Source organism: Bacteroides sp. MSSM.1001136sp1_RTP21357st2_D2_RTP21359_211015 (genome assembly GCF_040913205.1).
GTDB classification, from domain to species: Bacteria; Bacteroidota; Bacteroidia; order Bacteroidales; family Bacteroidaceae; genus Bacteroides; species Bacteroides ovatus.
Genome location: NZ_JBDFVF010000049.1, coordinates 1 through 13,395, shown reverse-complemented (window position 1 = coordinate 13,395; position 13,395 = coordinate 1). Strand labels below are relative to the sequence as shown.

Here is a 13,395-nt window from a genome sequence, read left to right as displayed (position 1 = left end):
AGTATGATTATGTTCTACGTTAATCGAACAGCTCTATGCCTAACGACTCAAGCCGTTTCTGCAACTCTCCTACATCGAGAGCCCGCGGAGTACAATGCTGCGACGCACTCATGGCAGCGGCAATGCCAACAGCCTCTCCCATCGCCATGCAAATACTCATGACACGATAGGAAGCGTGAGCTCTGTGAGTACCCGATATGCACCGTCCCGCCACCAAAAGCCCTTCCAAGCCCAACGGGAGAAAACAACGATACGGCAAATCGTATGGTTTGCAATATTGGATGGTCGGTTCCGCCTGTCCGGCTCCGTCAGGATTATGTATATCGACAATGAACAATGCTTTATGTACCACCACATCGGCAAAACGGCAGCCTTCTGCCATCTCATCGGCATCGATCACATAGTCGCCCATCACCCTGCGGCTTTCGCGCACTCCGGTTGTTGTACCGCTTCCGATCACTCTACAATTTTCGTAACCCGGCAAATTTTCTTTCAAGAATTGAGTCAGGAGACGTATCTGTTGCCTAAGTTCAAGATCGGCAGCGAAAATAGAGCTTACCGAAGTTATATCCACCCTATTGACTTGTGTCGTATTTACCTGACGGCAACCCGGTCTGACCGACGGATGCAAACGCACGGCAGCAAGCATCCGGGGAAGTTCGCCCTCATCGGCTTTCTTTTTACACCAATCAAGAAAACACTCGCCATTCAATTGGACATTGTCTACATCTCCAATACAGATAATTCCTTTCGATTCATCTACGCCGTCAATAGTGTATTCAAGGGTTACAGGCTGCATGAGTCCGTCAGCACGTCCTTTTTCTATTTTTGCACCGGCAAGAAAAGATACTATGGCATCACCGGTACAGTCAATCGTAACCGCGGCTTCAAAACATAGCGTCCCCTCGTTACTTGCACACTTAATACCTTTTACCACCTTTCCGTCACGAATAACATCCGACACGCAACATTGCAAAAAGACATCGACATTCTTTTCCCTGGCGACAAATTCTGCCAATGTAAGTTTTGCCTCTTCGAAATCGTGAGCATTTCCATGTTCGCCAATCCAGTCATTGTCTTTGACGCCAAGAATAGCACAAACCTCATCGCGCATCGTGTTCTTGCTTACACTACCGAGAATAGGGCCGACATACCCGGCGGTCAGGTTACCTCCGATGACTCCGTATCTTTCGATAAGAGCAACACGTGCTCCTTGCCGGGCGGCGGCTACAGCCGCACATATCCCGGCAGGACCTGCACCTGCTACTATTACATCATAATATTTTGTATTCATTATCTGCTTGTATATGGACCGGAAATAGTCTTAACAGTCATTGCCCCGTCAGAATCTGTGATTGTCACAACTCTATATTTGTTTCCCCCGTCGGTCACACGAACTACAATATGTCCATCATATCCCTTTACTCTCGCAGCCTCTTCCGCCGTAACCCGGTCGTCTACTCCGCTGGGGCGATCGCCTTGCCAGAAGTTAGTGATAAACATGTCACACGCAGGGAGTGTTGTCTCCATCGAATTCAGTATATCGGTGCGGGGATGACAATCTACCCACGAATTGACAACAATCGTTTGTGGATTGAGTGCTTTCAGAGCATCCACCTGATTGGTGTTGGTTACCCCGTGATGGTTAGCTTTCAATAGTTCCACCTGACCTACTGCTTTTGCACAGGGCAGTTCGGCATCTTTCCACGCATGACTCGAACGTCCGTTATACTGAAGGTCACCACCGGCAAAGAAATCAAAGTTGCCATACGAAACTTTCATCACACAACTGGTAATATTCTCCGGCGGACAATTGTCACTGGAGGTAATGTTCTTACTATTTTCGTATGAAATCTCCGAGAGTTCAGGGAATGTCTTCTTTGTGGTAGTGCCCGAACCTGTCCAGATCTCTCCATTCACTGCCACGTTTTGCACCTTTGCAGTAGGATACTTTGCAGGATTATACTTCTGAACGATCTGATTATTCGCCCCTGCTTTGAATATCGCAGCATCAAACTTTTGATTGGCGACATGCCATTTCACTGCATTGATATAGTTGCTGCAACTTGGAGCATTGTCTGCCATTGTCGCCATATTGAACGGATAGTTATAATCGGGATAGCCACGATCAAGAAGCGTACCAATCTTGAAATTGTCGAAAATCTCGGCAAAACCTATCAACGAATAAGTGTCGGAGTTGGAAGATTTCGGCAAGGAAGAAGTATAACCGCCGAAGTGGTCATTATGGAAGTGGGTAAGTACGGCATAATCAATCGTACTGTTACCTGTCCATACCATACACTTACGAATGTAATCAGTTATAATCTGTGAACCACGGGTAGAAGTCAGAGTCGGATCCCAACGACTACGGATACCGGTATTGGTCGTATTACTATTAGAGTTGGTCGTAACACTCGAACTTGCGGCATCGATAAGCATTTGCGTACCATCCGGGAATATTACAAACATGCTTTCACCGGTAGTCGTATTGATGAAATGAATATCCATCACACCCTCCTGCCAGGCAGGAATCGTTTTACCTACCTCTATTTCAGTGGCAGCATCTTCCCCACCTCCATCCGGACGAATCAAAAATGAGTGAGACTCATTGGAACTGCATCCTACAATCGCAAGAATGAACAGACTAAGTATAAATATTAACCTTTGCATGCTATATGAAGATTTAAAAACATCTCTCCGCCTTCAATGCTGACGGCAAGACGAATATAATTACCAAAATTTGAATTTACCTTTATAATATGTTGGCCAAGTCCTTTGAAGATTACAGGATCACTACCGTCGTCAGCCCAATGTATGCCGTCTTGCGATAGTTGTACACGACCTTCGAATACGGGATCTCCTTCTATTTTCTCAACCATAACAAAGAATATAGCCTCATCTGCCCAACCAGCCTCGTAAGGATGAGTGAAGAAAGTACCTTTAAAGAACTTCTTTACCTCAAGATGGGAATCATTAAACATTTTCATATATTACATTCCTCCTTTTATTCTTGTGAAACAACAACAGAATCTATATAAAAGAATACACGACGATTGGTATCAGTACCCACCCAGAAAAGAGGATTGATAAGATTGTCGATGCGTCCATATCCGTCAACGGTATCGGCTGCAATGCCACGCATATCCCAAATTTTGTCCTGACATTGGAACTCTACATATTCACGAAGCTCTGTGTCAAGTTTCAGACGCATGTATTGCCAATTGAGTTTACAGTCGGTTTCATTATAAATGAGTTTCTGATGACCATCTTTCAAATCCTTGAATCCATCGTGGTCGCCATTAGGATAACGGCGGCCGAACCACCAGGGATCGACTCCCCTCTTACACCAGTCTCCGTCAAGTCCATAAGCCCAATCGCGGTCGGTTATGTCTTCATTGGAATGTTCATACTGCCACTTCTGCATTAATTTGCCATCTACTGCATTGAGATAGCGAATTCCTACATGGTAACGTTTTCCACCCTCCTGTACATCGAATCCCATACCAAAATCGCGGATGGAACTCTCATGCAAACCCGGTTGCGGACGGTCACCGCCATCCACCACATCCTGCTCCGCCGTGTATGTAAACCAACATTCTATCTGCAAATATTTGCAGCCCGGACGAGAGAACGAAAGCCGCTTAATGGCATGTCCCAGACAACCTTCCGCCGGAATCTCCGTATAAGGAGCGGCAACAGGTCTTGTCGAAAGTTTAAGAGAGTAAGTGCCGGACATAGCTCCGTGAGTACCCGGATACCTGAAAGTAGCGGAACTAAGCATGACCGGTGGCCACTGGTCTTTATTGACCAATGTCTTGGGAACATCAAAATCGGGATATTCCGTAAAGTTAGGCATTAATGTCATCCAGCCGTTAAAGCCGGTGTTGAATACATCATAGCTCAACACCCTTTCCAATGGTTGATAGCGACTGCGCAATAAAATTTCTCCAATGCTCATAATATCATTTATTTAATAAAGTTAGTACCCTGGATTTTGAACAAGTTTTCCATTCATTATCAATACATCATCACTTGGTAATGGCCATAAATAAATCTTCTCATCATACTTACGTTCACCATGCTGGACGATATAGGTTCCGTCGGCCATCGCTTCAAAAGAAGGAAATCCGTCTTTGTCAAATGTCGGAGTCTCCGGCCAAAACCAGTTGCCTGCCGCAAAGTATTCCTTTGCCCTGTTGGCTGTACGGGTAAATCCGTACATATTGTGTCCGAAAGCATTCTCAAACTGATGCCAACGAAGCAAATCGAAATAGCGCAGATTTTCCCATGCAAACTCCACACGACGCTCACGGCGGAGCACTTTGCGCAATGCTGCCTGATCGGTTGTCGTAATGGACGGATAGTCGTTGGTTTGTGTACGGGTGGTGCCATAAGCACGGGCACGGATATCGTTGATGCAAGTAAGGACAGTAGCGTCAATCTCCCCCAGTTCAATCTTAGCTTCGGCATACATCAACAAGACATCGGCATAACGCATGAGAATGACGGGGTTGTCGTTATACAAAGTAGTACGCCATGACTCTTGCGCGCCTTTGCGCAGGCAGCAACCATTGTAAGCACAGTTGGAAGCATCCGAACCGCCTTTGGAATCTTTATTTGTAATCATACGATTTTGCGTATAGTCCATTACTTCGAGTGCGTTCGGCGCAGGATTCCACTCAATACCATAGATACGGCTGCCGGGAGCAGCAAATGTTTCCAGGCAACGGGGATCGCGGTTGGCAAATGGATCGTGAGGATCAAAACCGCTGCCCGGTTCATCAATCGTCTTGCCATTCGTCATTTCGTAGACAGCAAGAAGTTCCCACGAAGGTTGCGCATTATGTGTACCGCCTGCCGAACGGGCAATGAAGGAACCGATAGCCTGTGTAGTAGGCTGACCGTTTTCATCCAATTCAAGGTCGCTTGAGTGAGCAACAGAGAAGATAACTTCTTTGCTTCCTCTTGTCTTGTCGCGGAAAAGTTCTCCATAATCAGGGGCCAAGTCATATACTTCCAGATCCATACAGTCTTGCGCAGCCTTTGCGGCAGTCCCGTAGTCGTGTTGATAGAGAGCAGTACGAGCCTTGTAAGCATAAGCCGTTCCTTTGTCTACACGGGTGGCGCCGCTATTATTATTTGCGGCCGGCAAATTTTCTGCGGCATAGTCATAATCTTCATAAATTTGTTTCAGAACGACAGCTTTGTCGGTACGCCCCATCTCAAATGCTTCCTCCGGAGTAATCGAAGTCACGTAGAAAGGAACATCTCCCCAAAGAGTAATCAAACGTGAATAAGCAAATGCTCTGAAAAAACGGGCTTCGGCACGAAGCGTATTCAGTTCAGTGGTGGAATATTTGCCTTCAAGTTTGTCGAGTGCCTCCAAAATCCGGTTGGCACGACTAATGTTCTTGTACGTGTAACTCCAAACAGTCTTGATGTTAGGATTACTTGTAGAAGACGCATTCAGTGAACCTGCCGCAATGGTATAAATGTTGGTTCGTTGTGCCCAGTCATCCGTATTACGGTCCAGCGTCCAACCTTCTTCTATAACAAAGAAAGTACTGCGATAAAAATCGTTCAACGAGATTCGAACTTCCTCCGGTGACGAGAACCAGTTTTCACTGGATGCAGCTGAAGGAGGATTCAGATCGAGGTTCACACAAGAAGTTACAGATAGAAGAGCTATCATGCAAATCAATACATGTATTTTTTTCATATTATGTAATTTTTTCATACTCCATTAGAATTTGATATCCACTCCAAATGTATAAGTGCGTGTGATATAGGTAGAAGCGCCTGCTTCAGGGTCCCATCCCGAAAGATAACTATCAAAGCAGTATGGATCATCGATATTGACGTACACCCGAAGTCCCTTGATTCCGACTTTAGAGACGATTTTTTTAGGAACTGTATAGCCAACGTTGATATTCTTTATACGCATATAGGCACTACTCTTGAGCCAGTAATCCGACATTTTGTAGTTGTTGTATTCACCGCCCTGATGACTCAAACGGGGATAGCTGGCTGCCGCGTTCTGTTCTGCAGTGTTGTACACACTCCAATAATTACGGCTGCCATTGTCGTTCAGAAGGACTGACGGAGCCGGAAGCCATTGTCCCTGCATGGGGCGAATCATACTCTCGGTGAGGCGTGAAAGTTGTTTCCCGACACCATTGAAGAGTAGGGAGAAAGAGAGACCTTTCCAGCCCAAACTAATAGAACCTCCATATAGATAGTGTGGCAATGAGCTGCCAAGCACTACACGGTCGTATGTCTCATTGATAATTCCATCAGGAGTGCCGTCCGGACCGCTGACATCTACATATTTCACATCACCCGGTTTGGTAGAAGCCGAAAGCAGAGCGCTTTCACTGACTTCCTCTGCGGTCTGGAACAAACCTGCAGTCTTATATCCGTACCAGGAGTTATATTCTGCACCTTCAGTAATAATGGTACCATCGCTGTTAAACTGCTGCTTGCCATTAAGATTATCTATTATAGACTTGTAATCAGAGATATTAAAACTTACCGCATAATTTACATCTCCGATACGGTCAGACCAGCCGAGTTTCACTTCCCAACCACGGGTATGCATTTTACCTACATTCCTGTCAGGTGCCGAATAGCCTGTAAACGAGGGGATTGCCACCGACAAAAGCATATCTGTTGTCTTCTTATAATAATAGTCTGCGCTAAAGTCAAGACGATTGTTAAAGAAAGCGGCATCCACACCTATATCCCAGCTCTGTGTTTTCTCCCAATGAATATTCTCATACGCATAATCCTGTTGAGCGGCAGACATCGAAGATTGGGGCGTAGAACCTGCACTGTCATACATAATGGCATTATTGAACGAAATGTATGTCTGATAAGGATAATTCCCAATCCGCTCGTTACCGAGCGTACCGATAGAGGCACGGAACTTCAGATAGTTTATCGGGGTTATGTTTTGCATGAACTTCTCGTTAGAGATGACCCAACCCACTGATGCGGACGGGAAGAATCCCCAACGGTGATCCTTGTGAAAACGTGAAGATCCGTCTTCACGAGCATTGAGCTGGAGGTAGTAGCGACTGTCGTAATTATACATGACACGACCAAAAAATGAACGGTATGCATTCTGATAAGAATTGCCGGCTACGGCAAGAGCATTCTTGTTCGCCAGATCAAGATAAGGGAAAGAAGACAAAGACATATCGTTGGTCGATCCCGACATCGTTTCATACGTATAGCTATAATCTTCATAACCGACCATGGCATTGAAGTTATGTACCTTGCTGAAGGTCTTGTCGTATGTAGCGATGAATTGTTTCTCCAATGATTTGATGTTACGGCGTTCTTCACTTAGCGAATTGGAAGTATATCCCGAAACATATCCCAGCATAACATCGGTTTCGTATGCATCGTAAACAGGTATGGCTTTCTTCATCTCCTTGATCGAAACAGTTCCGACGGTAGGAGTCAGATTGGCAGTAAGGGTCAAATCTTTTATGGGCTTATAGCTCAACGAGAATTTACCGGTCATTGTGTTGGATACGGTCTTCTTCTCTCCGCCTTCCAATAAGGCGGCAAGCGTATTGCTAAGACTGCCATCTTTACCAGGACCAACACGGCCATCCGGATAAAGTCCCAAATAAATGGAAGGATACATATAAGCTGCACGAATCGGACTACCGGAAGTCGGGTCATTTTTCGTGGCATAACGTACCGAGAAATCGATAGAACCGGAGAGCTTATCACTAATCTTGAGATTATTACGCGAACGGATAGAGATTCTTTCGTGGTTTGAACCTTTATAGATAGCGTCGGCATTTTCGTAGGTAGCGGAAGTGTGGCTCTTGATTACCTTGTTGCCATACGTCATAGTCAAATTGTGCTTATGGCGCATAGCGGTATTCGAAAGAATAGCGTCTTTCCAGTCATAGATAGGATATTGAATGGGATCATACCTGTTGTTGGTAGCATAGTTGTCGATGTAGTCCTGTGAATAGTTGGCAAACTCGCCTCCCGCAGGATTACCGGCATCGTTCCACGACCATTCATTGTACATTGTCATGTAGTGATAAGGGTCTGTCAGGAATTTCGGAAATTCGGTAGGAGAAGACAACGAAATCTCTCCGTTATAACCGATCGAAAGCTGTCCCTCGGTTGCCTCCTTAGTCGTTATCAAGATAACACCGGCAGCAGCACGGGCACCATAGATGGATGCAGAAGCTGCATCTTTAAGTACAGTAATCTGCTGTACGTCTTCGCTTGCTATATTGTCAAGGCTACTGACCATCATACCATCGACAAGGATAAGCGGACTCGAATCAGACATTGTTGTCACACCACGCACCTGAACCGTAGCACTCGCTCCCGGCATACTGCTCGAACGGGTAACCGTCAGTCCCGGAATCAGTCCTTGCAAAGATTGTGAAAGTTGAGACGTACTCTGTTTCTCGATAAGCGAACTGTTGATTACACCGACCGCACCTGTAAGATCTTTCTTTTTTACAGATCCATAGCCGATAACAACCGTCTCTTCAAGTTGTACAGCATCCTCTTTAAGTTTTATATTTACTACACTTTTACCATCCCATACCACAGTCTCGGTCACATAACCTAGATAACGGAATTCTATTGTATGGCCTGATTCAGCACCATTGAGCGCATACTTTCCCGACATATCGGAAGTAGTACCTTTTGCATTGTCTTTATCGTGGATCACCACTCCGACAAGAGGACCATTGGCATCGCTAACGACACCCTTCATTACATTCTGTGCAAAAGCCAGATTGATTTGCAGGAAACATGCCAATAACAGGCTTAATATACTTTTTTTCATACTCTTTATTCTACGATTTCAAGCAATACATGTTGGTTATACTCTTTAATTGCCTCACCTGTTTCAGGATTACTCGGATGTTGCGCTGAAAAACGTGTCTGGCCACTTGCGTGTGTGCAGTCGATATACTTCCCGGCATATTTGGCACCACTAAGACATAAACGACCAGCCTGTCCAAACCGTAACACAATCTCATCCATATCCTTAGTCGTGGTAAATATTCCTTCGGCAGGGATATATGCACCATTATTTTTGTTATCGAGCAACATTCCCGCAAAATTATAGGTAATAGTTGCCGAATAATTGATAGGTGCACCCGACAGTGTCTCTGTCGCACTTTCCTGAAGAGTCGAAGTCGGAAGAGCCGGTTTCCATTCTTCTCCATCCTTGAACTCGATCATCCAGTAGTTGGAACACATCGTTCCTAATTTGGTCACAAAATAGAAGTGTATCTTGGTACCGGCAGGAATGGTCGTACCTTTCATATCCCCATAGACATACCAATAATCACCGGGAACGGCTCCTGACACATACGGGTCACCATTACCACCCACTGCACGCTCACATATGGCATTCTGCACTACATAATCCGTCCGGTCACACGCCCAATACTCAATCTTACCACTTCCGGCACTTGGAGCAATAGACTTGCCATTGGTTCCAGGAAATACCGATTGAGCTTCACCGTCAGCAAATGTTCCGTTCGTATTATCAGTTAAACTATTCAAGTCCCAATCAGCCAAAATGCCGGAGAAAGCATCTTGTACAAGAGTATAGGTATAGTCTGTATCATCCTGGATGGTTACCGTTACTTTAATTGTCCGTTTGGCAAATGTCTTGTTTTCCGGGAAAGTAAGTTTAATATCACACTCACCTACCCCATTTGCAGGAGAAACGGTCACATCCGCATCTGTACACACAGCATTCCACTCCTTATCGCCAAAGACTTTGAACGAAGATTCTGTTGTAGTTGCGTCAATCGATTCGGTGATAGGACTGATACCTTTCGGAACAATCATCTTTTGGGTAATAACCAGCTTTAGAGGAGTTACATCATCGCCAATGAAACGAATGGCACCGACACGTGAACTAGTCGACGAATTTTCAGAGACTTTGATTGTAAACTTAGTAATCTCACCTTGTGTCTCATGCGAATCAACAACTGCCCAATGGCTATCGCTTCCATCAGTCTGACAATCGTTATTGACTCTGTAATAGACATTAGATGAAAGGTCAACAGTGAAAAGCCCACCTTCTGCTTCTACATCAAGTGTCTTTGTCGCGAGTGTCATATACGGATCATCCGAGTTATGACAAGATGCAAAAAGCACAAGCGACACACTTGCAAACAATAACATCTTTAGATTCATTTGATTAGTATTTAGGGTTATTATTAATTGACTAGCTAGACATTTTCAGACGTCTTGCATATATAATTCTGTATATCACATAAGCAAGTATCATGGCAATCATCAGTACGATACTTCCTATCACAATTCCTTTGACCGCAAGGGTCTTCGGATCGCCGGCAATAAGCAGACCAATCAGTAAGAGCGCAACGACACCAATGGTAATACAGAAGCAGTTAACAGCCAAATGCGAATAGATTAATACCGCTTTCTTCTCCTTTAACGTCGGTTCGCGATCGGCTTCAGGATCAGTATATTCACAAATGGCTTGATAACCATTGTCTTCATACTTTTTACGTGCCGACCAAACTTCCATGATTGCAAGGATAAGTACAGGAAGTACACAACCGGCAACTGACTCTATAAGGCTTGGACTAATAACAGAGACGGGAATTATGACGCGAGCCATAATACCAACGAGCCAGGTAAGAATCATTGCAGAAATAAGTTGATTACCTGTCAGCCGCTTCGAAAACAGTCCCCATATCGACGGAATGTATAAAGGACACATCACCATAGTAAGAAGAGTTACTACCACCTTTTCGGCACCTCCGGCAAACGGGATGAGCATTGACAAAGCGATAATCACAAGTCCAAAGACAAATGTGAAGAGACGTCCTACCTTGATACGCTTTTTCTCATCTGCCTGACGGTTTTTCTCTTTGTGTCCCCAAATATCATAAGTATATACATTGGCATATACATTCAAAATGCCCGAAACATTACTCAATGTGGCCGATAGCATCGCTGCCAACATCATACCGACCATCCCTTTCATAAGCACAAGTTTGCTCATATTCACATAAGCGTGTTCACCGTTGAAAGTCATTATGGTTGCATCCAAATCAAGCGCAAGTCCGGGTTCCATCACACGATAAATCATGGTAGGAAGATACCAGATGAGAGGAGTGACGATATAAAGAATTCCGATTAAATAAGTACTCTTTTTTGCGTCTCTTGTAGTAGGCACGCTTATGTATCGCTGTACAAACGGCCAGTCGCCGCCAATCATGGACACATTGAGAAATATCCACAGTAAAAGCCACCCCCATGTATAGGTCGGAGATGTGCCCGAGAAGAATCCCGGTATCTCACTGGCCTTATCAATAAATGCACTTACGCCTCCTACCGCGTTAAATGAAAGAGGTATCATAAATACAACCACGGCCAGAAGTACTCCGAACTGAATTACATCAGTCATTAGTACCGCAAGAAATCCTCCGGCAATGGTGTATCCAAGAGCGATGGCACCAAGGATGAGAAGCGCCCACCAGATACTAAGGTAACCCATCGGTGAATCGCCCATCATACCTGTACTTGCAAAAATACTGCCACCATCGACTTTGATTAATGCACACATCACAACCGCTACCGCATACAGAGACACTGCCGTATGTACCGCACGGGCTATAATCCCTGAAATTGTGTAAAAACTCACCGTGCGGTGTCCGAACCGGATGGTGAGGAACTCTCCCGGAGATTTGATACGTAGCTCCCGCCATTTGCCCGAGATCCATTTACCGACAATAAACGATGCTACGCCAAGACAAAGTGCAACAACTACCGCAACAAGTCCCGATTTATAAGCAACGCCTCCCCAAACGACAAAGGTACTTGCCGAGAAGATAGTCATGTAGGAAGAGACTCCCGACAGCCACCACGAAGAATTTCGCCCGGCAATAAACATATCTTCGGAGTTTTTAATTTTCCAGGACATCACAACACTCACGGCAATCAGTCCGAGAAAGTAGAGTAAAATAATGATATAATCTAACTGTTCCATATTCTGGTTCTTCTTTATATAATTGCGCCTAGTTTCTTCAATTCCTCTATGAGATTGTCAATATCAGCCTTTTGTACGGTCACACCTGCCTTTATACATTGTGCGGCTGCCACTCCTGCGGCTTGTCCTACCCCCATACAACTTGCCTGAACGCGAAGTGACGCAAAGGAAGTCTTATCAGCACTAATACAGCGTCCCGCTACGAGCAAATTCGGAAAATCTTCAGCTATAAGAGCGCGATAAGGTACATACGCCGCTTTTTTAAGGAAAGTCACGCTCTGTTCCGCACCTGCTGCCACATGGATATCTATAGGATGTGCGCCGCGTGATATGCTATCAGGATATTTATAAGCATTCACATATTCTTCTGCTGTAATGGTATGTACACCTTTGATACGGCGTGTCTCACGAATACCGGCATGTACGGCGACGGTCGTCACATAACTGTTTTTAAACTCTTCAAAGTTCTCTTTAAAGATTCGTGCTATTTTAAATACATCTTCCCGTAAGCGACATTCCGCTGCGGTAAAATTTCTATTATCAATGGCATTTCCTGCAGTACGGGTCATATTAACCGTTACTTCGCCCGGACGAAGAGTGGTGCAAAACCAAGGGCCTCCAAACTCGGGGATGCCAAGCTCCTCTTTCATTGCTAAAAGTTTCTCACGAACTGCAATGCAATGACAATTCTGCCCTTGTTTATTATGGTGCATGGCATCGATTATCATGGGCGAATCTGTATCCACACCTCCTAATATAAAATAGGTGGAAAGAGGTTGCAGCGGTTTACATTCATCAGTTTGCATCGGAACACCCGCCATAGCAGCAAGGTCACCATCCCCAGTGCAGTCGATATACATATCGGCACTGATGGCTTCTGTCCCATTCTTATTCTCAAAGAGGATACAGGATATTTTGCCGTCTTTTGCCTGGCAACCGCTTAAGTAAGAGTGCATATACATATCCACACCGGCTTCCAGCATCATTTGCTGGCATAAAAGCTTGTAAAGCTCCGGATCAAAAGCTACATTGCCAAGAGGTTTCTCAATGATACAGCCTCCCATCTTCTCCAGCCGTTCGATAAACCCCCATGGAATACCGCCTATCACCTTTTCATTATTATAGGTGAAAACACTCAAAGGAGTAACAAGCCCCATTGTAGCCATTCCACCTAAAAACCCATATTGTTCCACAACAGCAGTTTTCGCACCACTGCGAGCAGCCGCAATGGCCGCAATGAAACCAGCTGGTCCGCCACCGCAGACAACTACATCATAGTTGCCCACAATTGGAACCTGTTTCGAAATTTCTATACTTCGTACTTTCTTGTCCATGACCGTTTTTTATCCTTTAATTATTACCAATTCAAATAG

9 protein-coding genes are annotated in these 13,395 nt (G+C 44.9%); all 9 read right to left on the bottom strand.

Annotated elements, in window-relative coordinates:
• Positions 1 to 19: 19 nt before the first annotated feature.
• From AB5217_RS22825 to AB5217_RS22785, 9 genes are read right to left on the bottom strand one after another with little or no spacing between them, the layout of a single operon-like run.
• Entirely contained in the window at positions 20 to 1,294 is a 1,275-nt protein-coding gene (locus AB5217_RS22825) for an FAD-dependent oxidoreductase (RefSeq protein WP_032843948.1), read from the bottom strand.
• Complete coding sequence (locus AB5217_RS22820; protein ID WP_032843947.1) at positions 1,294 to 2,670, bottom strand: ComEC/Rec2 family competence protein; 1,377 nt, start codon at positions 2,668 to 2,670, stop codon at positions 1,294 to 1,296. Before AB5217_RS22820 ends, AB5217_RS22825 begins: the two co-directional genes overlap by 1 nt.
• Positions 2,658 to 2,987: a hypothetical protein gene (locus tag AB5217_RS22815; RefSeq protein WP_004313403.1), complete on the bottom strand. Its 330-nt coding sequence runs from the start codon at positions 2,985 to 2,987 to the stop codon at positions 2,658 to 2,660. Before AB5217_RS22815 ends, AB5217_RS22820 begins: the two co-directional genes overlap by 13 nt.
• A gap of 17 nt (positions 2,988 to 3,004) precedes the next feature.
• Entirely contained in the window at positions 3,005 to 3,958 is a 954-nt protein-coding gene (locus tag AB5217_RS22810) for a DUF6772 family protein (protein ID WP_032843946.1), read from the bottom strand.
• 21 nt (positions 3,959 to 3,979) lie between these two features.
• The gene (locus AB5217_RS22805) at positions 3,980 to 5,719 is read right to left on the bottom strand and encodes a RagB/SusD family nutrient uptake outer membrane protein (protein WP_032843945.1); all 1,740 of its coding nucleotides are present in this window, start codon (positions 5,717 to 5,719) and stop codon (positions 3,980 to 3,982) included.
• A 24-nt stretch (positions 5,720 to 5,743) separates the two neighbouring features.
• A complete protein-coding gene (locus tag AB5217_RS22800; protein WP_004304773.1) occupies positions 5,744 to 8,830 on the bottom strand; it encodes a SusC/RagA family TonB-linked outer membrane protein in 3,087 nt (1,028 codons plus the stop codon).
• Positions 8,831 to 8,835: 5 nt separating this feature from the next.
• The gene (locus AB5217_RS22795; RefSeq protein WP_032843944.1) at positions 8,836 to 10,200 is read right to left on the bottom strand and encodes a BACON domain-containing protein; all 1,365 of its coding nucleotides are present in this window, start codon (positions 10,198 to 10,200) and stop codon (positions 8,836 to 8,838) included.
• 31 nt (positions 10,201 to 10,231) lie between these two features.
• Positions 10,232 to 12,022 carry a sodium:solute symporter family protein gene (locus AB5217_RS22790; protein ID WP_042994410.1) on the bottom strand — a complete coding sequence of 597 codons (1,791 nt, stop codon included), beginning with the start codon at positions 12,020 to 12,022 and terminating at the stop codon, positions 10,232 to 10,234.
• Positions 12,023 to 12,036: 14 nt separating this feature from the next.
• A complete protein-coding gene (locus AB5217_RS22785) occupies positions 12,037 to 13,356 on the bottom strand; it encodes an FAD-dependent oxidoreductase (RefSeq protein ID WP_032843942.1) in 1,320 nt (439 codons plus the stop codon).
• Positions 13,357 to 13,395 lie beyond the last annotated feature (39 nt).